Annotated in this window: 23 protein-coding genes and 2 tRNA genes; 12 read left to right on the plus strand and 13 right to left on the minus strand. The window is 42.5% G+C overall.

Annotated elements, in window-relative coordinates:
* Positions 1-104 precede the first annotated feature (104 nt).
* Both AYW75_RS09790 and AYW75_RS09795 read left to right on the plus strand, forming a co-directional pair.
* Positions 105-181: transfer RNA gene (locus tag AYW75_RS09790), tRNA-Asp, on the plus strand.
* Between the two features lie 45 nt (positions 182-226).
* A tRNA-Val gene (locus tag AYW75_RS09795) sits at positions 227-302 on the plus strand.
* A gap of 203 nt (positions 303-505) precedes the next feature.
* On the opposite strand, the gene AYW75_RS09800 is transcribed toward AYW75_RS09795, so the two are convergent.
* From AYW75_RS09800 to AYW75_RS09820, 5 genes are all read right to left on the minus strand, one after another.
* Positions 506-1,495, minus strand: a complete 990-nt coding sequence (locus tag AYW75_RS09800; RefSeq protein ID WP_331709524.1) for an NAD(P)/FAD-dependent oxidoreductase — start codon at positions 1,493-1,495, stop codon at positions 506-508.
* Positions 1,496-1,616: 121 nt separating this feature from the next.
* Entirely contained in the window at positions 1,617-2,648 is a 1,032-nt protein-coding gene (locus AYW75_RS09805; protein ID WP_067099597.1) for a methionine synthase, read from the minus strand.
* A gap of 25 nt (positions 2,649-2,673) precedes the next feature.
* A complete protein-coding gene (locus AYW75_RS09810; protein ID WP_067098914.1) occupies positions 2,674-3,651 on the minus strand; it encodes a DUF1852 domain-containing protein in 978 nt (325 codons plus the stop codon).
* 360 nt (positions 3,652-4,011) lie between these two features.
* Complete coding sequence (locus AYW75_RS09815; protein ID WP_067098917.1) at positions 4,012-5,853, minus strand: MFS transporter; 1,842 nt, start codon at positions 5,851-5,853, stop codon at positions 4,012-4,014.
* A 397-nt stretch (positions 5,854-6,250) separates the two neighbouring features.
* The gene (locus AYW75_RS09820; protein ID WP_067098920.1) at positions 6,251-7,075 is read right to left on the minus strand and encodes a methylenetetrahydrofolate reductase; all 825 of its coding nucleotides are present in this window, start codon (positions 7,073-7,075) and stop codon (positions 6,251-6,253) included.
* Positions 7,076-7,355: 280 nt separating this feature from the next.
* On the opposite strand from AYW75_RS09820, the gene cydB reads away from it, so the two are divergent.
* On the plus strand, positions 7,356-8,360 hold the full coding sequence (cydB, locus tag AYW75_RS09825) for a cytochrome d ubiquinol oxidase subunit II (RefSeq protein ID WP_067098922.1): 1,005 nt from the start codon (positions 7,356-7,358) through the stop codon (positions 8,358-8,360).
* A gap of 26 nt (positions 8,361-8,386) precedes the next feature.
* Here the strand turns inward: cydB and AYW75_RS09830 are convergent, their stop codons facing one another.
* The gene (locus tag AYW75_RS09830) at positions 8,387-9,799 is read right to left on the minus strand and encodes an aminotransferase-like domain-containing protein (protein WP_067098925.1); all 1,413 of its coding nucleotides are present in this window, start codon (positions 9,797-9,799) and stop codon (positions 8,387-8,389) included.
* Positions 9,800-10,036: 237 nt separating this feature from the next.
* On the opposite strand from AYW75_RS09830, the gene ccoG reads away from it, so the two are divergent.
* Positions 10,037-11,386 carry a cytochrome c oxidase accessory protein CcoG gene (ccoG, locus tag AYW75_RS09835; RefSeq protein WP_067098928.1) on the plus strand — a complete coding sequence of 450 codons (1,350 nt, stop codon included), beginning with the start codon at positions 10,037-10,039 and terminating at the stop codon, positions 11,384-11,386.
* A gap of 154 nt (positions 11,387-11,540) precedes the next feature.
* Here the strand turns inward: ccoG and AYW75_RS09840 are convergent, their stop codons facing one another.
* From AYW75_RS09840 to AYW75_RS09850, 4 genes are read right to left on the minus strand one after another with little or no spacing between them, the layout of a single operon-like run.
* The gene (locus tag AYW75_RS09840) at positions 11,541-12,560 is read right to left on the minus strand and encodes an ABC transporter substrate-binding protein (RefSeq protein WP_067098931.1); all 1,020 of its coding nucleotides are present in this window, start codon (positions 12,558-12,560) and stop codon (positions 11,541-11,543) included.
* On the minus strand, positions 12,541-13,482 hold the full coding sequence (locus AYW75_RS18645; RefSeq protein ID WP_082856475.1) for a sensor histidine kinase: 942 nt from the start codon (positions 13,480-13,482) through the stop codon (positions 12,541-12,543). The genes AYW75_RS09840 and AYW75_RS18645 overlap by 20 nt, the downstream gene beginning before the upstream one ends.
* Positions 13,446-13,997, minus strand: a complete 552-nt coding sequence (locus tag AYW75_RS18650; RefSeq protein ID WP_082856476.1) for a sensor histidine kinase N-terminal domain-containing protein — start codon at positions 13,995-13,997, stop codon at positions 13,446-13,448. The genes AYW75_RS18645 and AYW75_RS18650 overlap by 37 nt, the downstream gene beginning before the upstream one ends.
* Positions 13,984-14,817 carry a response regulator transcription factor gene (locus tag AYW75_RS09850; protein WP_231886181.1) on the minus strand — a complete coding sequence of 278 codons (834 nt, stop codon included), beginning with the start codon at positions 14,815-14,817 and terminating at the stop codon, positions 13,984-13,986. Before AYW75_RS09850 ends, AYW75_RS18650 begins: the two co-directional genes overlap by 14 nt.
* On the opposite strand from AYW75_RS09850, the gene AYW75_RS09855 reads away from it, so the two are divergent.
* The 4 genes from AYW75_RS09855 to AYW75_RS09870 are packed head-to-tail and all read left to right on the plus strand — an operon-like array spanning position 14,816 to position 17,041.
* On the plus strand, positions 14,816-15,736 hold the full coding sequence (locus tag AYW75_RS09855) for a Bug family tripartite tricarboxylate transporter substrate binding protein (protein ID WP_231886182.1): 921 nt from the start codon (positions 14,816-14,818) through the stop codon (positions 15,734-15,736). The two genes, AYW75_RS09850 and AYW75_RS09855, sit on opposite strands and share 2 nt — an antisense overlap.
* A gap of 15 nt (positions 15,737-15,751) precedes the next feature.
* Positions 15,752-16,243 carry a tripartite tricarboxylate transporter TctB family protein gene (locus tag AYW75_RS09860; RefSeq protein WP_067098939.1) on the plus strand — a complete coding sequence of 164 codons (492 nt, stop codon included), beginning with the start codon at positions 15,752-15,754 and terminating at the stop codon, positions 16,241-16,243.
* Positions 16,244-16,280: 37 nt separating this feature from the next.
* Entirely contained in the window at positions 16,281-16,745 is a 465-nt protein-coding gene (locus AYW75_RS09865; RefSeq protein ID WP_067098941.1) for a cupin domain-containing protein, read from the plus strand.
* A gap of 35 nt (positions 16,746-16,780) precedes the next feature.
* Entirely contained in the window at positions 16,781-17,041 is a 261-nt protein-coding gene (locus tag AYW75_RS09870) for a helix-turn-helix domain-containing protein (RefSeq protein WP_269447781.1), read from the plus strand.
* A 25-nt stretch (positions 17,042-17,066) separates the two neighbouring features.
* On the opposite strand, the gene AYW75_RS09875 is transcribed toward AYW75_RS09870, so the two are convergent.
* The 3 genes from AYW75_RS09875 to AYW75_RS09885 form a co-directional block, all read right to left on the minus strand.
* Entirely contained in the window at positions 17,067-17,909 is an 843-nt protein-coding gene (locus tag AYW75_RS09875; RefSeq protein ID WP_067098948.1) for a sigma-70 family RNA polymerase sigma factor, read from the minus strand.
* Between the two features lie 5 nt (positions 17,910-17,914).
* On the minus strand, positions 17,915-18,313 hold the full coding sequence (locus AYW75_RS09880; protein ID WP_067098950.1) for a hypothetical protein: 399 nt from the start codon (positions 18,311-18,313) through the stop codon (positions 17,915-17,917).
* A 160-nt stretch (positions 18,314-18,473) separates the two neighbouring features.
* A complete protein-coding gene (locus tag AYW75_RS09885; protein WP_067098952.1) occupies positions 18,474-19,328 on the minus strand; it encodes an SDR family oxidoreductase in 855 nt (284 codons plus the stop codon).
* 128 nt (positions 19,329-19,456) lie between these two features.
* Here AYW75_RS09885 and AYW75_RS09890 point away from each other — a divergent pair, with 128 nt between their 5' ends.
* From AYW75_RS09890 to proV, 4 genes are all read left to right on the plus strand, one after another.
* Positions 19,457-20,359, plus strand: coding sequence for a LysR family transcriptional regulator (locus AYW75_RS09890; protein WP_067098956.1), 903 nt, complete (start codon positions 19,457-19,459; stop codon positions 20,357-20,359).
* A 457-nt stretch (positions 20,360-20,816) separates the two neighbouring features.
* Complete coding sequence (locus AYW75_RS09895) at positions 20,817-22,256, plus strand: tripartite tricarboxylate transporter permease (RefSeq protein WP_067098959.1); 1,440 nt, start codon at positions 20,817-20,819, stop codon at positions 22,254-22,256.
* 373 nt (positions 22,257-22,629) lie between these two features.
* A complete protein-coding gene (locus tag AYW75_RS09900; protein ID WP_067098962.1) occupies positions 22,630-23,625 on the plus strand; it encodes a LysR family transcriptional regulator in 996 nt (331 codons plus the stop codon).
* A 471-nt stretch (positions 23,626-24,096) separates the two neighbouring features.
* A complete protein-coding gene (gene proV, locus AYW75_RS09905) occupies positions 24,097-25,269 on the plus strand; it encodes a glycine betaine/L-proline ABC transporter ATP-binding protein ProV (protein WP_067098963.1) in 1,173 nt (390 codons plus the stop codon).
* Positions 25,270-25,288 lie beyond the last annotated feature (19 nt).

Raw genomic sequence — 25,288 nt, forward strand, 5'->3', positions numbered from 1 at the left:
GTAGCTCAGTTGGGAGAGCGTCGCCCTTACAAGGCGAATGTCGGGAGTTCGAACCTCTCCACACCCACCACTTATAGAACAGTGGCTAAACAATCTATGACAACGGAGTGGTAGTTCAGTTGGTTAGAATACCTGCCTGTCACGCAGGGGGTCGCGGGTTCGAGTCCCGTCCATTCCGCCATTTACTTTTCCCCAAAGTAAATGCGAGCGTTACCATCATTGCGATGGGTGTGTAGCTCAGTTGGGAGAGCGTCGCCCTTACAAGGCGAATGTCGGGAGTTCGAACCTCTCCACACCCACCAATATCGTAATCAAGAACATTCAATCCCCCCTAAAATGCGCTAAAACTCTTTCCATCTAATCCTTTATATTACTTCAGATTAAAATTTTTTCGCGTTTAGTTCTTAATATGTCTTTATATCTTCACCAAGTTTATGACAAAAAAACCAGCATACTCTAGGTACCACTGGCTGAGCGCAACTTAATATTTCGTTTGAGGGTGATCTTAGAGCCGCTCGAATTTATAAGGAGTAGGATCAATAATTGGTTCAGCGTTAGTGACAATGTCAGCGGCAAGCTGCCAAGCTGCCCAGCTGCCCAGCTGCCCAGCTGCTGGGCCTGTGCCAACCCCTTGACCTGAAAAACCTGTGGCAATAGTTAATCCAGGAAGTGTATTAGTTCTATCAATTATTGGGTTCGAATCAGGTGTTATATCAATCACCCCAGCCCACGACTCTTCTATGATTGCTTGGTTAAAAATAGGCCATGCTTTTCTTAAATTTGTTAGCGCTTCATTATTTAGTCCTGGGTTAGCAGCAGGATCTAGCGTTCTAATTTGCTCAAAAGGGGACTTCGAATTTGCTTTCCAGCGATGAGCCAGTTTCAGGTCTCTAAAGAACTCTTTGCCAAATGAGGTGCGTAAGAAGCCTCCTTGGGTTCGTAGCTGACTAAGATAGCGCCAACCAATTAGTAAATGATCAAGAGTAATGTGAGCGTCGAGTGCACTTCGTTGCGTGATGATAAAACCACCATCTTGATGTTTTCTGAATAAAAAATCTGGACCGCCCACTGAAATTTCACTTGGTCCTTCCATCGGTTTGGTTCGTAATACCGAGCAGACCAAAGGCAGTGTTGGTAGCGAAATACCATGATTGCCAAGAAAACGGCGCGACCACGCTCCGCCTGCAAGTAGCACCTGATCACATCGAATCTCACCCTTTTCTGTTACGACGCAACATACTTTCCCTGCGGAAGTAGATAAAGTTCGTACGGCACAGTCTTGTACCATAATCGCACCTTTAGCGATGGCAGATCTGGCCATAGCGGTGGTTGCGATAGATGGTTCTGCACGACCATCAGAAGGGGTGTAGATACCTCCACGCCAATCGCCTTTGCCTCCTGGAACTAAGTCGTCGATTTCTTTTGAACTAAGCATTTTTGAATCAAGAGACAGAGATAATTCGCGAGTTTCTAACTGGTACAGTTCGCAATGTATTGATCACATGGAACACGAAATGACAGAGTAAGTTCGCGTTTGAAAAAGGGTCATAGTTTGCATTTCATAGCGTTATCAAAAAAGGAGGATAACGCTATGAATGAGAACTTTGTTGATAAAACTAAGCAGCACCTAGCTCTTTGCGAATGATTTCTGCACCTGCGTTTAGAGCGGCCAGTTTACCGCTTGCGACCTTTCGAGACAAAGGTGCCATGCCACAGTTTGTGCAGGGATATAACTTATCAGCATCGACGTATTTCAATACATTACGCAAGGTGTCTGCAACTTCTTCAGGTGTTTCTATGTGATTAGTTGCCACGTCAATGGCACCAACCATAACCTTCTTACCTCGGACCAGTTCTAAAAGCTCAGTTGGTACTCGCGAGTTATGGCACTCAAGCGAAATGATATCAATATTAGAAGCTTGAAGTTTTGGGAAAATTTCTTCGTACTGACGCCATTCTGATCCCAGCGATTCTTTCCAGTCAGTGTTGGCCTTGATCCCGTATCCATAGCAAATATGCACGGCAGTCTCACACTTAAGACCTTCAATGGCACGTTCTAAACAGGCTATTCCCCAGTCATTGACCTCGTCAAAAAACACGTTAAAGGCAGGCTCATCAAACTGAATAATATCAACCCCTGCAGCCTCTAATTCTTTGGCTTCCTCATTTAGGATTTTAGCGAATTCCCAAGCTAGTTTTTCACGGCTTTTGTAGTGGTCGTCGTAAAGTGTATCAACCATTGTCATTGGTCCAGGCAGTGCCCATTTAATCGGTTGTTTTGTTTGCTGACGCAAAAATTTAGCGTCTTCAACGAATACTGACTTCTGACGCGAAACAGCGTTGATGACAACTGGTACGCTAGCATCATAACGATCACGTATTTTGACTGTTTTGCGATTGTCAAAATCCACACCGTTAAGGTGCTCAATAAATGTGGTTACAAAATGTTGGCGAGTTTGTTCGCCATCGCTGATGATATCAATACCAGCGTGTTGTTGTTCTTGAAGAGCAATGCGAAGAGCGTCTTGTTTACCGCTTACTAATTGGTCGTCTTGTAGTTTCCATGGTGACCAAAGCGTTTCAGGTTCAGCAAGCCAAGAGGGTTTTGGTAGGCTGCCAGCGGTCGATGTTGGTAATAGTGTCATAATAACTTGTCTTCTCTTATAAGGGTAATTAGTAAGTGATTTGCGCCGACCATTGTTCAAGGATGGCTTGGTAAGGCTTAATAAAGTGCTCTTCCGTTAACTTCCCTTGTTTCACTGCTAGTTGGCTACGTTCTTCACGATCATACTGGATATGTGTCAATGAATGATCTGGGTGCTTCAGGCTTGGCTTGAAAAGCTCACCAGCGACAGCGTTGGCATTGTAAATCTCAGGACGATAGATTTTTTGGAATGTCTCCATCGTGCTAATAGTGCTGATCAGTTCTAGGTTCGTATAGTCATTTAATAAGTCACCAAAGAAATAGAACGCTAATGGCGCAGCGCTGTTTGGTGGCATGAAGTAGCGAACGTTCAGACCCATTTTTTTGAAGTAGTTTTCTGTTAAAGAAGACTCATTTACGTGGTATTCCACACCAAGTATTGGGTGTTGATTTTTGGTACGGTGATAGGCTTTATTTTCAGAAACGCTCAGGCATATTACGGGCAGCTTGTTAAAATTTTCTTTATAAGTTTTTGAGGTAATAAATGACTGAAAGATATTGCCATGCAACTCGCCAAAGTCTGTTGGAACACTAAAATGTTCTTGGTTTTTATTATGCTCTTGAAGTAATACGCTGAAATCATAATCTCTGACATACGACGAAAAATTGTTGCCGACGATGCCTTCAACACGCGTATCTGTTTTATGGTCGAGGATATGTGTCTTCAACACTTCGATGGTTGGGAAGGTCTGACCATTCCCTTCGATATCGATCTCTACAGAGACAATTTCAAGCTCAACTGAATAGCGATTGCCATTTGTATTATCCCAATCGGCCAAGGCATTAAAGCGGTTATTAATCATTCGCAAGGTGTCACGAAGATTATCTTGACGCCTTTCACCTCTTGCCAAATTCGCAAAATTTGTTGTAGCGCGAGTGTTGTTTGATGGCTGATAGTGCTCATCGAAGGGGGTCGTTTGAATTGAAAAACTAAAATTCTGGCTCATGGTCTGTTGTCCTATTTCATGGGGCGAACCCCGAGTTAATTCCCTGCTTTCTATGGCCTGTTTCAAGCTTCGATGTCTCAGCAGCAATGTTGTATAGGACGTATTTATACGTAACTTTTTAATATGAGTAAAATTCTCTTAATTCAGGTGGTGTTGAATATTATTAATAGTTAAGGGTGCGGAAAGATTTCTTGGGTCGTTTTGATGTAAAACGAAGTGCAAGTTTTCATAAATGTTCTCTTGCGAGAATTTACGGAAGGAGAGGCCGGGCAGGGCTCTTTTTCAATTTAAGAGAGCCTGAATGAGGCTTGAGTATCCTGCATCTGAAAATAGAAACAGGATACCCGTTCAATAAGCGTATTAAGATGATTCGTCTTTGTATTTCAATGTGTCAGGAATCACCGATTCGATATCTTCAACGTGCTCGGGAGTGTTTTCAGAGATGTAGTCAACCATACCGGTGATAGTTTCTTCAACATGACTCTCTTCGGCTAACCGGTCAGCGTAGCGCATTTCCTCTAAGTGTGTCGCAGCAGACGTAGCATAGGCCTCAGCAATGTCTACGACAGTTTCAGGGTGCTCTTCCATGACTGACTCGGCAGCAGCCTCAAAGATTTCTTGACTGTGTTCAGGGTCTGCGTCGGTTATCATGGTAGTCAGCTCAGGCACTTCTTCGTAATCTGCTTCTTTAAAGACAAGGTCTACTAATTCCGAGGTAGATCCAGATGCATTAGTGATAATCGTTTGGATTAGCTCTTGCTGGTTCTCATGATTAGGGTCGTACTTATTCAATCGCTGGTACAGTTCTGTTACATCAATTCCTTCGATACTGGCCAGGGCTTTTGCAAAATCTAATACTTGCTCAGGATAGGAACGTGCCAAAATGCTGACCATTTTCAACGCAAGTTTAGGTTGTAATTGAGCAATATCGACCGCGATCGCCACCTCATGACTTAGCATAGAAGTATCAACATATTCTAAACGAGGGTCTAATTCACTACTAACCCAACCCATCGCAGCCCCTTGTGGTACGAAGGATTCTTGTTCTTCAAGCGGAATAGACTTACGGACCTTGCTTCGGTAGACAACAAATAATGCAAAGGTTAACTGAATAAGGCCCAGTGCAATAAAGAAATAGTCAATGCCAATGTGCTCCATTACAAGACCGATTACATAAGGTCCAATAATACCGCCAGCGGCATATATGATAATGATGGCACCAATGGCACCGCTCATTTGGTTTTGTTGCAATCGGTCAAATGTTTCAGAGATACCCAGTGGATAAAGGCTTGAAACGATTCCACTACTGATACTAATCAAGATCAATGAGGCAATGAAAAAGTCAAAGCCCAGAATGGTAGGGATGAGTAACGTACATACGATCGAGAACATGACGATATACAAGATCACTTTTCGTCGCTCTAACCGATCGGCAAGATAGCCGATGGGGAATTGCAGCGCCGCACCACCAATGATAGCAGCACCAACCAATAGTGATAAGTTGACACCAGAAATGCCTTTGGAATCAGCATAGACGGACAACATACTAAGTAGGGAGCTTAATACTAAGCCACAGACCAGTACCGAGCTGGCACCTACTGGGGATGTGCGAATCAGTTGAAGCATTGGCATAGGCACGGTGTCTTCGACTTGAGGTGCTGTTGCTTTGCCCATGGCAATGGGGACAACCCCGCCACACAGAAGTAGACCTGCGATGATGTACAGCGTTGCATGAGTAACATCGGCTATGTTAACGACAAATGACCCTAAGAACATTGATAACAGCACTACAATTTGGTTAGTAGCCAGGATTCTTGAACGTGTTTCAGATGTAGAACGCTCACTTAACCAACCATCAGAAACAATGTTGGTTGCGGCAATACAAAACCCCATGAGAATGCGCATAACGGCCCAGACCCACTCATTAAACCATAGGTAGCAAATTAAGATACTGATAGCGGCGAGTGCTGCTGAAGCCGTGTACATACGAATATGTCCAACACGTGTCATCAATCGCCTAGTAAACATGCCACCTAATAATAGCCCGACTGAAAACATGGACATGATTAAGCCAATATTTCCGGTACTGACTTGTTCAAAATTTAATCGTAACGGAAGCAGGACGTTAATGAGTCCATGACTTATGTAGATGAAGAAGCCGCTAGCGAATAAAGCCAATAATGAAAATAGCGTTGCTGACATAAGTTTTGGACCTGGTAAGCTTTGAGAGTTCGAAAAACGGTTAATACAAGATGTTAAAAAAATGGTAGATCAGTGCTATCTCATTAGAATAGAAACAACTTGTTTATCATGCTAGTTATGATTTAAGAGCAATAAGTGTTTTTGTCTTATAAAGATAAAAATAGGCGGATTACATCGAATTAAAACATAGTCTAAGAAAGGCAAAGGTAGCTGAATGTTGGCATTTAGACCAGACTTTTTAGCTTACTTTAGAGCATTAATCATGACAAAAGCGATGCAATCAATAAATTGATCTACTAGGCGATATGGTAGTATACGTTTCATTCTTGTTTTGAGTGTCGAATCTAGGTTGTGCTCTGTTGATTTTACGGCTTTATGGAGTTGAGCTGATTGGTCACTATAGATGTTTCTGTATCCATAATGTGTTTTTATTTACACCATCTAGAGTGTAAAGATGAAAATAGGCATTTTTAATACCCAGTCTTTCAATCTGCTGAGCCAGTCCAACGAAAATTGAGTCAGTATTCGCATCAAGCTGCAGGTTAGCGGTATCCATCTCATAATTAGCGAGTGAGTCAGCCGTAATAGGCACACCAAATAGGTTAGCGAAGTGGCGTATTGTTTTCACCTTTGTTGGGCAAGGCACGCCGATTCGAATAGTCTCTATTATCCCCATTGCCCTGATTTCTTGAACCCACTTAATAATACGTGTTGTACAAAACGCCAGCTGCGTAGTGATCTCTATCTTGTATTGATTTTTTCTTAGAAATGCGATTTTCCACTTTAATGCAACCATTAGCTGATTTGACGTTATATGAGGGTGTCCTTCTGGATAGCCCGCTATAACGATGGTTTCAACATCACAAGTCTTCAATATATTGCTTTCAAATAGCGCCAGTGAATTTTCATACGGTCCTTCAGGCGCCACTGGGTCACCGCCAACAAACATAAGTCGTTTAATGTCAGCGCGATATTTTAGCTCATTCACGAAATAGTCAAGGTCTGCTTTTGATGAGACCCTTCTTGAAGAAAGGATAGGTGTCGGCTCTAAACCGAGCGATTTAATCGTGACAGCGGCCTGAATTCTTTGCTCGTGCGTTTCATTGCCAAGAAAAGCGATATTAACGGGTGTACGAGTTGGCAACATGTCGGCAACCGTTGAGAGCTCCTTTACGCTCTTGCCTGTCGTCTCAAGGCTGAATTTAGGTAGGCAAGTAGTCATTATATGTCCAATAAAAGTCATCTCATAAACTGAATATTGGTGCTGTTTTTGCTCAATTAGTAGGGGCAGATGTTAAATAAATGATGGTGACAGAAACTGAAAATTCGCTGAGCGCTTATATCTGTCCCTATTTATTCTCTTCTTTTTTGTGCCTGTACTGAAATCTTAAATAGCCTATTATCAGCTTGTTTAGAAGCACAGCAGAGATCCCTTACATTGGTACAGCATCCTGTCAAATCACTGTCTGTTGTGAAGGTTTTATTGATTAAGAGGTAACATTATGGGATTCGACTTAATGATCATCTGGGCAATCGTGATTGGCTTTGCGCTAATGATGTATGTCTTGATGGATGGTTTTGATTTGGGTGTCGGTTTGTTGTTTATTGGGGTTCGAAATAAACAAGACCGAGATGTAATGATAAATTCCGTGGCCCCTGTATGGGACGGGAATGCAATTTGGTTAGTGCTCGGTGGGGCTTGTATGATGGCCGTGTTTCCGCTGGCGTATTCGATCATTTTAGACGCGTTATACGTTCCTTTGTTGTGTCTGTTGTTTGGTTTTATGTTGCGCGGAGTTGCCTTTCAATATCGCTTTAAAGCGGGCGCTAAAGATAAAGGTATTTGGGATGCCTTGTTCTGTGTGGGCTCTGTTGTGGCGACCTTCTTTCAAGGCGTGGCAGTAGGTGCGGTGATTGAAGGTTTTGCCGTTGAGAATGGTCAATTCGTTGGAAGTGCATGGGATTGGGTGAGTTGGTTTAGTATTCTGGTAGGTTTTTGTATTTTGCCTGCTTATGGTTTATTGGGATCCACTTGGTTACTGATCAAAACAGAAAACGCACTCAACAAAAAAATGCGCCAATACTCGCACCATTTATTAGTGTGGCTTGGCTACGCAATGACCGTACTTATCCTTGTTACGCCATTCTTAACAGAAGCCTTAAGAGAGCGTTGGTTAGGGTTACCAAATTTCTTCTATATGGGCTTCATTCCAATGCTTGGTTTAATGCAGTTTACTTGGGTGTACTATGTTATTCGATTCTCAGAGTGGCAGAGATGGCCATTTGCATTGACGCTAGGACTGCTCGGTCTGGCTTTTTTCACGTTGATTACCAGTTTGTGGCCCAACATTATCCAGCCAGATGTAACTATCTATCAAACGGCTGCGCCTGAGTCGAGTTTACAATTTACCCTATGGGGAGGCGTTATTCTTACACCGGTCATACTTTGCTGTTGCTATTGGTCTTATCATGTTTTTCTCAGTAAGGTTCAAAGTTTACGTTACTGAGGTTCCAGTAAGGTTCAAAGTTTACGTTACTGAGGTTCCAGTAAGGTTTGAAACAAAAGATGCAGCGCCGCTCGACGGCGCTCTGTCAACGGTTGCGAAAAGCTCAAACGCATGTGGTTTTTATACAATCCATGTGCTGAAAACAACACACCAGGTGTGAGTACGATGCCTTTATCCAGTAACAGCTTATAGCTTTTTCGAGTATCAATCTGATTAGGGAACTCAACCCAGCAGCTGAGTCCACCATTAGGTTTACTAAACTTAATTTTCCCTCCCCAATAACGCTTTAGCTCGTTGAGCAATTGGTCTCTTTGCTCTTTTAATTGCTGGCGATATTGATTGACGTAACGCTTGAAATGTCCCTGCTGAATAAACGCTGCTAACCCTTCTTGTACCGCTAGTGGACTAGCCAATTGCGTAATCAGTTTTAACTGGACTATTTTTGCATGCAATGAACCACCGGCGACCCAGCCGATACGAAGTTCTCTTGATAAGCACTTTGAAAACGAGCTACACAAGATCACTCGACCTTCGCGGCATTCACTTTTAATAGGTTGGCAAAGTTCACTGCGAAAACGTAGCTCACCGTAAATATCGTCTTCTATGATATAAAAATCATGTTGGTGGGCAAGTTGAAGAAGCGATCGAATATTTTCTATGGGCATTTTAGCCCCAGTTGGGGTGTTGAAATTTGGGGTGACAATGCAGGCTTTGATCGGCCAGTCTTGTATTTTTTGAGCCAACTCTTGTAAATCAACTCCTGTATTGGGGTCAGATGAAATTTCAATTACGTGCAGCCCAAGTTGCTCCAGTTGTTGTAATACACCGTAGAAGGCAGGCGATTCAATCGCGACAGTATCTCCTGGTTGGCAAGCAGCCATTAAAGCGAGAAACAAGGCATGCTGGCAGCCTGAGGTAATGCATAAGTCGTCTGGTGTTAAGTGCGTTTCACGCTGCCGATATAAGTCAGCAATAGCTTGACGCAATCCCACATGACCTTTGGGTTCATCGTAATAATGGGCTTTCTGTTCTGGATGCGTCCGAGAAGCTTTGCCTATCATGCGATTCAGAGTGACTAGATGTTGTGCCATGGGCACGGGGTCATCCGTCGGCAATATGTCGAACGCGGCACTTCGAGACATAATATCCCGAAAAATGTCAGGCACGTTTACTAATGCTGGGACCGAAGGAGTAGAGATTTTTTGCGGCGCATTGTAATCCGCGTTCGTCTCATTCACAAAGTATCCAGATTTAGGCACCGCATAGATCAGGTGATCGGCTTCTAATTTATGTAAAGCATGAACAACTGTTGCCTTAGACATCTCATGGAGTTTACAGAGTGTTCTGACAGAGGGGAGTTTTTCACCCACTTTAAAACGACCTGTTTGAATCTGTTGGCGAAGCAATACTTCAAGTGCTTGGTAACGAAATGCCCCCATAAGGTAGTGCTCCTAGTTTAATGGGTTTATCTGGGTATAGTTTATCGAATTTATTTAGAAATTTATCTATCTGGGTATGTTTTTAACGTATTAAATTTTTGGTTGGTGGCAAAAATTTGAGTTAAATCAAGGGACGGCTTTTAACCTTCTGTGCTCATGTATTTCGGGGTGATCTGTCTCTAATTCTAAAATTAAATATCACTAAAGTAGCTTCGATGTTTCATTGAGGTACAACCCATGCAAAAGATTCCCTTAAAAGACACCACTGTTTCGGATGGCAAGATTTACGTGCGCCTTATAACGGGACGCTTTCAAACGTTACGACGCTTGATTAGTTGGCCGATGTTGACTGCGTTTTTTCTGTTATGTTGGCTACGTATTGATGACGTTCCAGTGTTGATGTTCTCTTTTTCTACGCATCGTATTCTACTGTTTGGTTTGGAGTTGTCTTGGTACGATCTTCAGCTGCTTGGAGGGCTGCTTATTGCGGGGGCAACACTGATGTTTTTTTTGTCCATGTTGGCAGGACGAGTCTGGTGTGGTTTTGCATGTCCACAAAGTGTGTGGACTTGGATCTTTATTCGTATTGAAGATGTGGTCGAGGGCAAAGCCAATCGACGAGCCAAACAAGATAAGCAGCCGATTAAACAAGCGCACGTATACAGAAGGCTCTTAAAGCACGCATTATGGTTGGTCGTGTCTGTCTGGACCGCTTTAACATTCACCGGTTACTTTGTCGATTTATACAGTTTATTGTCGCAGATTATTCATTTTGAACTGCCCATTTACCTAGTGGGCTGGCTTATTACTGTTAGCGCATTCACTTACTTTAATGCTGGCATTGTTCGCGAGAAAATTTGTCTACATGCTTGCCCGTACTCACGTTTCCAATCAGTGATGTTGGATCAGCACAGTAAAGTTGTATCGTATGATGTTGTTCGCGGCGAGCCAAGGGTATCTAAGCGCCAGCTACCACAGGCATCGCGTCAAGGGGATTGTGTTGACTGTAAAATGTGTGTGCAAGTATGTCCTGTTGGGATCGACATTCGACAGGGCTTGCAGGCACCTTGTATTAATTGTGGTGCGTGTATTGACGCGTGCGACAGTGTCATGAAAAAGCTTTCCAAGCCGCTAGGATTGGTTCGTTTTGCCAGTGAATCGGAACTGGAAGGCCAACGCTATCAGCTGTTGCGTCCACGACTTATCGGGTATTTTTCAGTCATGTCTATCGCGTTTGCAACGGTCGCGTATGGCTTCACTCAGACAACGGATTTATTAGTGGAATTCAACCGCGAGCGAGGTGCAATGTACAGCATCATGGGGAATGGAGACGTGTGTAACTTTTATAAAGTCAAAGCGGAAGCGTTTAATATCGAGGCTAAAATGATGCAAATGCGGGTCGGTACTTCAGCCTACCGAATCTACGGTGATTCTGATATCGCGCTTAAGCCTGGTGATGCTTACTGGCGTTCTGTTCGGCTGTGTACAAATGCCCCGGCTGCCGGAAAAACAGCGGTTGAAATGGTGTTTACGGCAGGAGACGCTACGCTGAAAAAAACAACGACGTTTTTCGCACCGCGAGATTGAACTGCTTGAGTGTAGGCTTGTATCGTCTAGGAGAGATGCATTGGCGATTCTCCACCTCTCTGATCATCACGGCATGATCAGAGGGTTCGTTTCTAATATGGTGTGATGGGTTAATCGTTTTAAATGCCTTTCTTGTTAACGTTACGCTTCGTAGTTAAGGGTCCAATGCTAACGACCAGTTGTTTAAAAACTGCATTTTTTTATGTTGGTCCAAGTAGAGTAATAATTCAGGTCCCAGACGAATAGGGTGAAAGTTAGTAGACTTTTGCAGCTGATTATTGGTGTCATTATGGGAGCCAAGACGCCGGTCAAGTGGCATTAATGCTGTTTTTTTTGCAATGGTTTTTTGTCCGGCTGGAGATCGTAGGGATTTGATAAAAGTAGCTGCCAGTGCTGGAACGTTAGCGTTTCGGTGGACAAAAGCGGAGCGAATAATAGCCAACGTATAGTCTTCAGGAACAATTACGCCAATGTGCTCATTATGAGCCGCTTTTGCCATGGCGTAAGAACCTAAAAGGTTATAGCCGAAAACCAAATCTCCTGTTGTGAGTCGTGTCAGAAGTAATGATGTACAGCAATGAATATCGGCTCTTGCCCGACCTAAACTCTCCTGTAATCGACCTGTAAGGCCGAAAGCAACCTCGTCTTGAGAGGCCACCAAATAACCCAGACCTGAGCTGGCAGCATCATAAGTGCCAATTCTATTGTGATAAAAATTCGCTTGCTCCCTCAGCTGTTCAGCAAGTGCTTCGTGGGTGTGGGGAATGGGTTTATTGATAAACGCCTCTTTGTTGTAAACAAACACAACCGGTTCATAGGTGAATCCAAAAAGCTCGTTTGTCCATTGTGCCCAAGATTGATTGGCGGATACGTCAGGTACATCGTAAACAGGTTGGGCAAAACCATCATTAACCAGTTTTACCTTTAAATCTGAGGCAGAGCTGATCACCACATCAGGTGCGGGTAACGTTGGCGTGAGTAGCTCTTGAAAAAGTTCAATGGTATTGAACTCTCTATAGACGATCGTCGTGTTCGGATAAAACGTCTCAAATTCGTGCAGCATGGGGCGTATCGCACTAATGTCTGTAGCACTGTATATACGAAGCACGGTATCGTTCGCGAAAAGGTGGGTGGTTAAGCAAAAACTCAAGAGGCTAATAATTAAATGGCGCATTGAGTGTCTCCGTTAATCGTGGTAATGAAAAGCTAACGGCAAGACCTCCCAGTTCACTTTCAGAAAGTATAAGGTCGCCATGATGGGATAGCGCAGCACTTTGCGCGATCGCAAGTCCTAAACCAGACCCCTGAGTGTTCGTTCCGACCTTCACAAAGCGCTCTAATGCCTGCGCTCTTTGATCTTCAGGGATGCCTTGACCGTTGTCCTCTACGTACATTCTACAATCCTGATTAGATGCTTCTAGGCGAATGCGAATGATCCCATGCGTTGCAGTGTTACCTGTCTTACCATGTGCAACGGCATTATCGATGACATTTCGTAAAGCTTCTTTAAGCACTATTTCATCCCCAAGAATAATGATGTTCTCTGAGGCGGGGACATATTCAAACTCAATGTTTGTGTGCGCATAATCGCGTACTGCATACGTGATAACTTCCTGTAAAAAATCGTGCATATTGATAGGCGTAAATGTTTGATGATCACCTCTGTGAACGATAGTTGCGTGAACTAATAATTGATTAGTCAATCGTGTGAGCTTGGTGTGGTCTTGGTAGATTGCTTCAACAATGTCTCTGTCTACTAGCGCATTTTTAGATGATAAAGCGATTTCAAGCTGAGCTTTTGTTGTCGCTTGGGCTGTACGTATTTGGTGAGACGCGTCAGCAATAAAGTCGCGCATGGCTGCCAATGCGTCCAACCATTGTTGTCGATAGTTATTAATCGCATGCGTTAGTGGGGCAACCTCTAGAATTTGAGTTTCGGGCAATTGCCCATTATCCATAGGCGACTGAGGAATAAGCTGTGAAGAAAGCCAACTAAGCGGTGATAGGGCTCGATTAATAGCAACCCACATAACCAAGAGAGCAATGGCCATGACGGTCATTAAGGCAGTAAGCGCGGCATACAGTGTGTCCCGCATTGTTCATCGCGGGCAATGGTTGTTTGCCCCAAAATGATAGAGACATTGCCAGCAACAGAACGCTCGCTTAAGCGCTTATGACGCACAATAAAGCGTACTTTTTGCTGTTTGTAAAAATGCAATTCATAACGTGGCTGCGTGGACGCTTGCTCCGTTACCGATGGGGAAAGAGGTAAATCCGAATAACCACTTAAAAAATCACCATTTGGACCATAAATGGCGTAATAAACTTTATCTTCAGGGGCGAGTTGTAAAATCTCAAAAGCGGAATAGGGCAGATCAATATGTACCTTGTTTTTAGCGACATTGATGCCATCCAACATGGTAACACTGGCACTTGAGAGCAGTCGATCATATGAATAATTGGCACTTGTATTAGCATAATGCCAAACGCCGACACTCAATATAGCCAACATGGTACACATCAATAACGCTGTTCGGGTCAGCATTTTCTTTCGAAGAGAATACATTTTCGACGAAGAAGACAGGTCTAGGCGTGCTTTAATCATGGACATGTGCTAAATAACCCATGCCACGAACGGTCTTGATGATCAAAGTCGACCCTTGAATTTGCTTTCTTAGCCTCGTAAGAATCTGCTCGACCGCATTAGGTGTATAGGCCTCACCAAAATTATAAAGACGATTAGCAATATCATCTTTTGTTAGCATTCTATCCAAATGCGTTAAAAACAATTCCAGCATTTGGACTTCGCGTGGACGCAGTTCGATGATCTCATCGTCAATTTTTACGGTTTTAGTCGCGCTATTAAAGACTAAATTGCCACATTGAATTTCGTTGTCTGATTTTCCCCGTTCTCGTTTCGCCAGGGCTCGGCAACGTGCAGCCAGCTCTCTTAAATCGAACGGTTTTACCAAATAATCATCCGCCCCTAAGTCCAAGGCACTTACGCGACCATCGATGTCAGCGCGGGCTGTTAAAATTAATACAGGAAGCGGATTTTTTCGTAATCTTAAGGACGATAGCAACTCAAAGCCGCTTTTTCCTGGCAAGTTAACATCAAGAATTAACATATCAAATTCGTCATGTGCGAGTATGGAGTCCGCTTTTTCCGCGCTACTAACCCAGTCAATTGCATGCCCGTTGTCAGTGAAATAATGAACAATAGAGTTGGCTAATCCTTCATTGTCTTCGGTTAGTAAAACACGCATAGAGATACTCTTTTTTATACCTGTCAGGTTGATGTCAGTTTCGGTGCTTACTTTTACCTTACTGCGATCTTCGATGCAGAACAATAACAACAAAAGCGGAGCTTTAATAATGAAGACTTTTAAGAAATCTCTCCTAGCCCTTTCTTTCATTGGCATGACATCCATGGCTTCTGCCTATGAGCCATCTAAGCCTACCTGTGTTGCCCCAGCAAAACCTGGTGGCGGTTTTGACTTGACTTGTCGAGTTGTTACAACAGGTTTCGAACGTGCACAACTACTTGAAAAGCCAATGGCCATTAAGTTTATGCCTGGTGGTGTTGGCGCAGTTGCATACAACCATATCAACAAAGTTAATCCAGATGACGGTGATGCACTTGTGGCATTTAGCTCTGGTTCTTTGCTTAACCTAGCGCAAGGCAAATTTGGTAAAGGTTTAGACGAAAATGATGCACGCTGGGTAGGCACTGCTGGTGTTGACTACGGTGCCATCATTGTTTCATCGGACGCACCATGGCAAACACTTGGCGATCTTGTTAAAGATATGCAAAAAGATCCTACCGCCTTTGTTTTAGGTGCTGGTGGTGTTGGTAGCCAAGATTGGATGAAAGCAGCAATCTTAATGAAAGCGTCTGGCATTGATCCTAAGAAAATGCGCTACGTTGCCTACGAAGGTGGTGGTGAAGCTGTTGCGGCCCTGATGGGTGGTCACATCAAAGTTTACCCTGGTGACATCGGTGAAATGAAAGGTCAACTTGACTCAGGTAAAATACGTGTTTTAGCGGTTATGTCTCCAGAGCGTTTGGAAGGTGAGTTTTCTTCTATCCCAACGGCGCATGAAGAAGGCTTTAATGCGGAATGGACTATCATGCGTGGCTACTATCTAGGACCAAAAGTCTCTGACGACGCATACGAATACTGGTCAAACAAATTTGCCGAAGCCTACAAAACAGATGGCTTTAAGCAAACAGTTGCAGAAAAAGGTTTGATGCCATTTTACATGCACGGCGAAGCATTGGATGAATATGTAAAAGTACGTGTTCAAGACATGCGTGAATTAGCGAAAGCAGCCGGCTTGATTAAATAATGGATGGGACTTTTTATGTTTGACCGCCTATTTGCTGGCGCTCTGTTATGTCTGTCTGGGCTTATTGCCTGGACAGCGTATCATTTCGATGTGCCTTTTCAGTATGAACCGCTTGGGCCTAAAGCCTTTCCTCTTATCTTATCAACAGTAATGGCTTTTTGTTCTGTTTGGTTATTCGTTAAACCCAGCCCAAATAAATGGGCACCAACGAGCGCGGTGCTGCTAAAACTTCTAAGCGGTGTTGCGTTAATGACAGGTTACGCTTTTCTATTTGAAAAAGCAGGATTTATAGTGTCGACGGCCATTGTTGGTTCGATATTTTCTATTCTGTTTGGTGAAAAACCAATCCGAGCAATTATTTACTCTGTCACCTTAAGTGTCATCAGTTACTTCTTGATGAAACATCTACTGCAACTAAACGAATTAAACAAAAAGGCCAGTCTAACTGGCCTTTTACCTAAGATGTTGAGGTATGTCTGTGTTTATTTGACGATCCTATTGGTCTAATGCGTTTAAATGTTGAAATTTATATGAAAGCACGTATATGCCTGTTCAAGGTTCCTGCGAACTACATGTTTCAGGAGAAGGTGATTGGGTATTAGAACAAGGTGATGTCGTAATTTTTCGCAAGGAACTGGATCATTCGATGAATCCAGTTAAAGTCAGTAACGCATCAAGTCAAATACTCCCCATAGACCAAGCTCAGCACTTAGAGGGCACCAGTATGTTGTGCGGTTCTATTAACTTTAACCATTCAGGCTCGGGGCTATTATTTAATTTACTTCCCAAAGTTGTGGTGATTAGAAAAACCGACAATCAGTACTGGCTACCCCAATTGACTGATCTCATAATGCATGAAAATATCACAAGCTCAAGTTTGGAAAATCCTGTATTAAACCGACTTTGTGAAGTTATGATTGCCTGTACACTTCGACAGTTTTGTCAGCAAAGCGACACACTAGCGGATTACTTGCAATTTACGCCCACCCGCAGCTGTATCAAACCGTAAAAGCAATTCATAGTCACCCTGAGAAACAATGGGATTTGTCGAGTTTAGCCAAGGAAGCATGGATGTCTCGCACGCGCTATTCCCAATTATTTACAAGTATTGCAGGTATCACTGCCACTCAATATCTTACGTGGTGGAGAATGCAAATAGCATACGCTAAATTGAAACAAAGGCACTCGATTCAAGAAGTGGCTCAATTGGTGAGATATCAGTCGGATGCTGCGTTTTCTAGAGCGTTTAAAAAAGACTTTGACGAAACGGTTGGCGCGGTGAGACGAAAACAATCTTTGTACTAAAAGCTATCCTTGTTATTACACTTGATTAGTCAGCGCGTTGCGCCACAGCATAATACTGGCTAAGCAAAGACTGTAACCAATTTCCGAAATCTTGGCTTTTCACTTCTATCTTATGAGCCCGAAAAAGAGCAGCGGTGCGTCGAGCACTTTCTAGTACACGAACCTTTTCTAATACGTCGGGAAATTGCTTTGCTTCTTTGAGTGACGACGCAAATATTAAGTTGTCTTTATTTACTCGTCCACAATTCGTTGCTGGTTTCACTCTTTTATGACATCGACAATGATTGGTTGTTTTAATTAACCCACAATGACTTCGCATGAAATTCTCAACAAGGGCTTTTGCTCGTGATATCCGTTTTCTATAAGCAGCAGGTGACAAATTTAATACATGAGCAGCTTCAATATGCGTAAACTCTAGGATTTCACCCACAATATAAGCTACCCTTAAGTTACTCTCCAAACATTGCAAGATAGCTAAAGTACAACCTATTCGAACTTCCGATAACAAACTCGCTTCAAAACCACTTGATTCAGCACTGCCATCTGCGGCGTGTTGTAGATCATCTGCAAATTCATCAAACGACATACTGTGGACTTTTTTTCCCTTTCCCAAATCGATTAAATGATTAGTCGCAATGCGATATACCCAGGTTTTAAAAGCACTATTTTGTTTGAATTGCGCCAACCTTAGCATAATTTTAAGTAGAATATCCTGTGTGGCATCTTCGGCTTCATGTGGCAGCATAAGAAACCGTAAACTCAATTTATAAACGTCGGGTTGAATAGCCCGTAGCAACGACTCCATAGCACGTCGATTGCCATCGAGTGCATTCACTACCCACTCGGTAATTTGCTCCGGACTATTCATGTTTATTATTTTTCCAGTATGATCTTAAGTTCTTCTAACTCTTTTTCAAGAATAGAACATTGTTGAGAAAGCACACCTTCCAATTCTTCTAAAGGTAAAGGAGGTGGAGTAAGCGTAAAACTATAAAGCATTGTATCATCACTTAATGGCGATACTCTTGAATAGGCAATACCTTCACTTCCATCGGGGAAAGTCATCACCCAATCTACATTACCTGCATCTTTATCTGTAAGCGTTTTAAGTTTTATTGGAACCTGCCCTTGTGGGGTTTCGAGTAAAGCTGCACCATCTTTCACAGAGCTAAACGCATTTGCCCATTTCGGCAAGTTTTCTGGGTTAGAGATGTAGCCATAAACCTTTGAGAAAGGTTGTTGAATTATAGTATTTCTGATTGCATATAACATAAATTAAATCCTCCAAATTTGTTATGCAATCTTTTAGACGAGTCACGAGCAAAATGTGTGACATGAAATTACACATTTATAAAGAAAATTCTGATCTTTTCGCATTGAATACACATCCATGTGCTTGGCTAAAATCCTTTTGTGTTTTTTAAGCGTTTGCTTATTTAATCAAATCATCCAATCCCAAGGCTTGAACAGTTTGCGTTTGAATTGGCGCAGTCGCGTCGTTAATTGCTGCACTACCAAAATCCGCGCCCACAATTGCTCTGTCGGGACGTTTGCCGTTTTCCGTGTTAATTATGGTTGAGACGGTTTGTGCAACATCTGCTGGGTTTGGAGCGTCTTGCGCTTCAAACATTGACATAAAATGTGCAAACATGGCATTTGGAATTTCTCCCACCTCTCCATAAGAAGAAGTACAACTTGCGTCTACCGGAGTTTGAACACTGCTATACATAGACGTAGGGTAAGCACTAGGTTGAACAAGTACTGCGTCTACACCAAACTTAGATAACTCGTAGCGATAGCTGTCTGTTATCGCCTCAAGCGCATACTTACTGGCACCGTACAAACCGAAAAAAGGAAATGTAACCCGGCCAAGTATTGAACCGATATTGATGACCAAGCCTTCACCTCGAGCGCGCATAGCGGGTAACACTGCTCGACTTAAACGCTGAACCCCAAATACGTTCACATCGAATAAATCTTTTAGCTGTTGGTCAGAAAAAGCTTCCGATACCCCAGCAGACGCAATACCTGCATTGTTCACTAATACATCTATTTTTCCAGCTTGTTCAACAATGTGATTCACGGCTCTTTGTACCGAATCATTGTTAGTAACATCCAGTTCAATCACTGAAATACCCGCTGCCTCAAGCGTGTGTGCATGATCGCGATTTTTCCCGCTAGGAGAACGCATTGACGCATACACTTTGTGTCCCTCTGCAGATAAGGTGGTCGCCATTAAATGACCAAAGCCTGTAGATGTTCCCGTGATAAGTATTGTTTTAGACATAATTTAAACCTCGTATTTTTGAACTTTAATGTTAAATGTGTGCGTAAATGCAACGATGACTAGAATACTTGATTAAAATTTGCTAAAAACAGGGTACAAAACACATCACTTATGCAATTAAAGCAAGAATGAAAGATTTAGTTTCGATATCTCTATTTGTGCGCGTCGTCCAGCTAGGAAGTTTATCCGCGGTTGCTAGAGAGATGGGTGCCTTGCCATCATCAGTATCTAGACAAATTGCGTCGCTGGAAGAACATTTAGGCTCGCGGTTATTTCAAAGGACAACGCGGACCCAGTCGTTAACCGAAGCAGGTGCAGTATTTTATGACTATGCATTACGCCTTACACAAGAATTAGAAGAAGCAAAACACGCTGTTAATCGATTGAGTAATAGCGTAACGGGTACGTTGCAAATTGCTATGGAGGCTGACTTCTCTCAGGTATTCGTTGCACCTATCCTGCCGGAATTCTTTGAGCGTTATCCCAGTATCCGAGTCAGAATGAACTTAAATACAAAAATATTAGACTTGGTAGAAAGCGGAACAGACTTGGCGATTAGAATGGGACATTTATCTGATTCCAGTTTAGTTGCGCGTAAAATTGCTGTAAGTCGTTCCGTTATTTGCTGTAGTCCCCAGTATTTAAAGAAATATAAAATTCCACAATGTCCTGAAGATCTGTCGGCGTTAAACTGCATGTCATTTAAAACCGACATTGGCAGCTATTCATGGCGTTTTCAGAAACAAGACTCAATCACAGAGGTGGTAATAACGGGTGCCGTAAACGTAAATAGTTTAGGTTTTTTAAAGCAGATGGCTCTTGCCCACCAAGGGGTGAGCATGATGCCATTGTGGATGGTTCAAAATGAATTAGCGTCAGGACAATTAATGACCTTGTTAGACGAACATCAACTAGTTCCGAGTACTACGCCAATACACGCACTTTTCCCTAGCAGTAACATGCTTGCCCCTAAAGTGCGTGTATTTGTAGATTATTTAATAGAAAAATTGTCCGATTCTAATTTATCTTAATCATTCGGGTACATTTTTTCCTCTGTCAATTTACTGTAAATAATCAATGAGCTATTAAATCTAGTATGTGTAGTAGCATAGTTAATTTTGCCACCTACTTAGAGGTGTTAGCATGCATCTCATCAAACGTTAGGTGATACAAATGACAATGAAAAAGCGTCCAAATTTTAGTCCTGAATTTCGGCTAGAAACAGTACAATTAGCTTTTGATAATATTTATACCCACGAAGATGCAGCGAAGGCCATGGGTGCTGGTTAATCCACTGTTAGCAAATGGGTTAAACAATTAAAAGAAGAGCGAAAAGGTAAATCCTATGACCGCTAATCAATTAACAATACGTGAACTTGAAAAAAGATTGAACGCATTGAGTTAGAAAAGCCGACTGGTATGTTATTCGGAGGGTAATATGGAACGCTCGGATTTCTAGCGACGGGCTTTTCGGTCGCTCTCGCGCCAATGAACTTGGCATTAGTATTAATTGGTTGTTTTGTTGGCACGCTCATTGGTTCACTTCCAGGTATCGGACCAATCAACGGTGTCGCTATTTTACTACCGTTGGCTTATGCCATGGGTTTTCCACCTGAATCAGCGCTAATTTTGTTAGCCGGTGTGTACTACGGTGCTGAATATGGCGGCCGTATATCCAGTATCTTATTAAACGTGCCCGGTGATGCTGGGGCGATCATGACAACCCTAGATGGTTACCCACTCGCTCAAAAAGGTGAGGGTGGTAGAGCTTTAGCGCTATCGGCGGTAGCATCATTTTTCGGTAGCATGGGTGCACTTATTTTAATTGTATTCTTTGCACCAATGTTAAGTAATCTTGCGCTTAAGTTTGGCCCAAGCGAATTTGTTTGGCTGATGACATTCGCATTTACATGTCTTGCGACCATGGTTGGCAGCCGTCCACTTAAAACCACCATTGGTGTGATCATAGGTTTGCTATTAGCCACTGTTGGTGTTGACTCCGGTACGGGTATCCTACGTTTTACGATGGACATTCCTAACTTCTTTGATGGTGTAGATTTCTTAGTCGTTGTGATCGGTATGTTCGCGATCAGTGAAGTATTAGTGTTATTGGAAAGCTGGCTACGCAACGATATGAAGCTGACACCAGTTGGCAAAAGCTTTGTATCAATGAGTGATTTGATGGCAGTGAAATGGGTCGTACTACGCTCTACTATCGTTGGCTTTGTTATTGGTGTTTTGCCAGGCACAGGAGCGTCTATCGGTAGCGCCGTGGCTTACGGTACCGAAAAGCGTTTCGCAGAAGGTAACGATGATCAATTTGGTAAAGGTGATATTCGCGGTCTAGCGGCTCCAGAAGCGGCTAATAATGCTTCAGCGGCTGGTTCAATGTTACCAATGCTGACGCTGGGCATCCCAGGTAGTGGTACTACTGCAATTCTACTTGGCGCGTTGTTGATGTTTAACATCACACCAGGACCACTTTTGTTTGAACAGCAACCTGAAATTGCATGGGGTCTGATTGCCTCAATGTTTGTTGGTAACATTGCTTTGCTGGTAATGAACTTACCACTAATTGGTATGTTTGTTCGATTGCTGTCTATTAAGCAATCGTATCTAGTCCCCATTATCGTAATGTTGACGTTTATCGGTATCTACTCAATCCACGGTGATAGCTTTGATCTTTACTTTATGGTCGTGTTGGGTGTGTTTGCGTTTATTTTACGCAAGCTAGGGTTCTCACTAGCCCCTGTTATTCTTGGCTTAGTGTTAGGGGCTGTACTGGAAGAAAACTTGCGTCGTGCGTTGTCTATTAGTGGCGGAGACTGGGGCATTCTACTAAATGGACCCATTACCATTACATTAGCGATCGCAACGCTGTGTGCTTTGGTTGGACCATTTTTAATCAAAAAGCTGAAAAAACGTTAAACTAAGTTTTGAATGCTACAAAAGCCACCTTTAAGGTGGCTTTTTGCATTTCTTGGAGATGAAAAACTATGCTCTCTTTAAGAGCATAGTATGGGAAAGAAACTGAGTACAACGCGTTTTTTCAATAAAGAATAGTAGCTTTGTAAAACATTAATACGCTCTGGCAGTTTCACTCATCAGCCAAGGCCACCTTTAGTTTGTCAAAATTAAGTCATTTCAATATAGGCTTATATTGTCTAGGGGAGTGGCTTTTGCTACTCTCAAAGAACTCTTATAATATCTGCATTATCAGGTATTTAGCTTCCTATACTGCTTTATGGGTTAACAAATTCAGGCTGCGCTAGTATGAGTTTGTTGCCTACAAGGAATCTTAATGGCAAACCATATTGAACCGGATCAAATTCTTTTAAAAATGCCCTCATTACGAGCGGTAAAATCATTTGTGGCGGCGGCGAAGTATCAGAATTTCACACGTGCAGCAGAGGCGTTGTGTGTTACCCAAGCTGCCATCAGCCGACAAATTAGGGAATTGGAATCCGCGTTAGGTGTAGAGTTATTTAGACGCTCAGGAAGAACAGTGGAGCTGACGGAAGCGGGCACTATGTTTTATGATGCAGCGTATCTTTCCTTCGTCAATATCGCTCAAGCTGCACAGCGTATTCAAAATACACAGCAATTAAAACAAGAACTGAGTATTTGTTGTACACCCGCATTTTCAGCTTTTTGGCTATCTCAATATTTGGGAGAGTTCTTAACGGAAAATCCAGATATCCATGTCAGTGTGATTTCCACCAGCAACTTGCTCAACGCCAGTTCTGGGGATCCAGGCGTTGCACCAGACCTGTTTATTAGTAAGATTAACGACCCGCGAGATGGTTACCATTCCATTCCAATTTTCCATGATATCGTCTATCCAGTGTGTTCTCCTGACTATTTAGAGAAGCATCCTGAGATCAATAAAATGAAAGGGTTGAGAGAAGCTGATCTGCTGAACTTAACGCCTTACGGTCGTTCGCAAGTTGCCGAGCATGTTGACTGGGATGTATGGCTTAGAACACTCGGCATGGAGATCGATCTTGCAAAGCAAGCGCATATTTTTAATGCCAATGATTACAGTATGCTAGTTCAGCTTGCGATATCTGGCCAAGGTGTTTGTTTAGGTTGGCATCACTTAGTCGGTCGTTTAGTGCAAGAAGGAAAGCTCATTGCGGTTGGTGAAAAGCAGATCGTATACAAAGAAAAATGTCACTACCTCACTTATCAAGAAAAAATGGAAAACAACGAAGCTTTTACTAAGTTACGAAGTTGGCTTATTAATACTGTTTCGACAACTTTATCGGATGTTTCAATTCCTATCACTGGTGAATAATTTACCTAGAAACGGCAGCCATTCGGTAGCCGTTTTTTTTTATGCTATTTATTCCGATTCTTACTTATACCCTCTGTTCATTTTCTCTTTTATAAAGTTTTAATAAAAGAGCGCACATTCTTAATGAAATTAATCCCTTCATCTGCAAAAAACAGCTATTTAAGCTCAATAATAGTGCCTGATTTTTAAGGTCACCTTAAATATATACTTCCAAAAAGTCTAATGAAATATAATAAAAAGTATAAAAATCATATGGTTATATTTTTTTTGGTTTCTTTCTTGTGCCATTTGATAGGCGAAATAGCATCATCTATTCGATTAATTACCTGCAGTTATCAATGACGCCGAAAATATGTGATTGGACGCTTCATCGCAAAATTCTTAACTTAGAGTTAGTCACTTTTTGACCAAAATAATAATTCAAAAAGCTCAATGCCATTGGTAACTGATTATGAGTACAAAGAGGAACATATGAGTAACACGCAAGAAATTCTTGAGGTGAATAACGTATTTAAAGTGTTTGGTAGCGCTCCAGACAAAGCAATGGAAATGTTACGTAACGGCGCTTCTAAAGAGCATGTGTTAAGTGAAACTGGCCAAAATGTGGGAGTGTTTGACGCCAGTTTTTCAGTAAAACGAGGCGAAATATTTGTCATTATGGGGTTGTCCGGTTCCGGGAAATCGACTCTCGTACGTTTATTAAACCGCTTGATTGAGCCCAGCTCAGGATCAATCAAATTAAAAGGTCAGACCATTACCAATTTAGCAGATAAAGATTTACTAAATGTTCGCAGAAACGATATGAGCATGGTGTTTCAGTCATTTGCATTAATGCCACATATGTCGGTGATTGATAATGCGGCATTTGGTCTGGAAATTTCTGGTGTTGATAAGAAGACTCGCCATGAAAGAGCCATTGAAGCGTTAGAACAAGTTGGCCTTGGCAGCTATGCCTACAGTCGTCCTGATCAATTGTCAGGTGGTATGCAGCAGCGTGTTGGATTAGCGCGTGCATTGGCCAATGATCCCACGATTTTACTTATGGATGAAGCATTTTCAGCGTTAGATCCTCTGATCCGCTATGAGATGCAAGGTGAGTTGATCCGACTACAAAAAGAGCAAGAGCGTACAATTGTATTCATTTCTCATGACTTAGATGAGGCAATTCGTATTGGCGATCGTATCGCCATCATGGAAGGAGGGCGCATTGTCCAAATTGGCACGCCTGAAGAAATTATGAACAATCCTGCCGATGACTATGTAGCTTCTTTCTTCAAAGGCGTCGACACCACCAAGACCATCAAAGTAAAAGACATTGCTCAAACGAGTGCTCTCACTGTTGCGGTTAACCAACATCAAGCCATCGATTTCTCTAATAATCCAAATGAGTTTGTCTACTTACTGGATAGCAACAATAAGTTTGTCGGCGTTGCGCCAAGTACTGTCAACGGTGACTTATCCCTTGAGAGTTTGATGGCTAATCGAATCACACCTCAGTTTAGCGTTAATGGTTCAACCTCTCTTAAAGAGTCCATTTCAATTGTATCCGAATCACCGTATCCCGTCCCAGTATTGGATGACAAGGGCGGTTATCAAGGTACTTTGTCGAAAGAGTATGTTTTATCACTCCTTGCGAATAATTAATAAAAAAGAGAACGAACAC

Origin of the sequence: Marinomonas atlantica, assembly GCF_001639725.1 — a bacterium.
In the GTDB taxonomy this organism is placed as follows: domain Bacteria; phylum Pseudomonadota; class Gammaproteobacteria; order Pseudomonadales; family Marinomonadaceae; genus Marinomonas; species Marinomonas atlantica.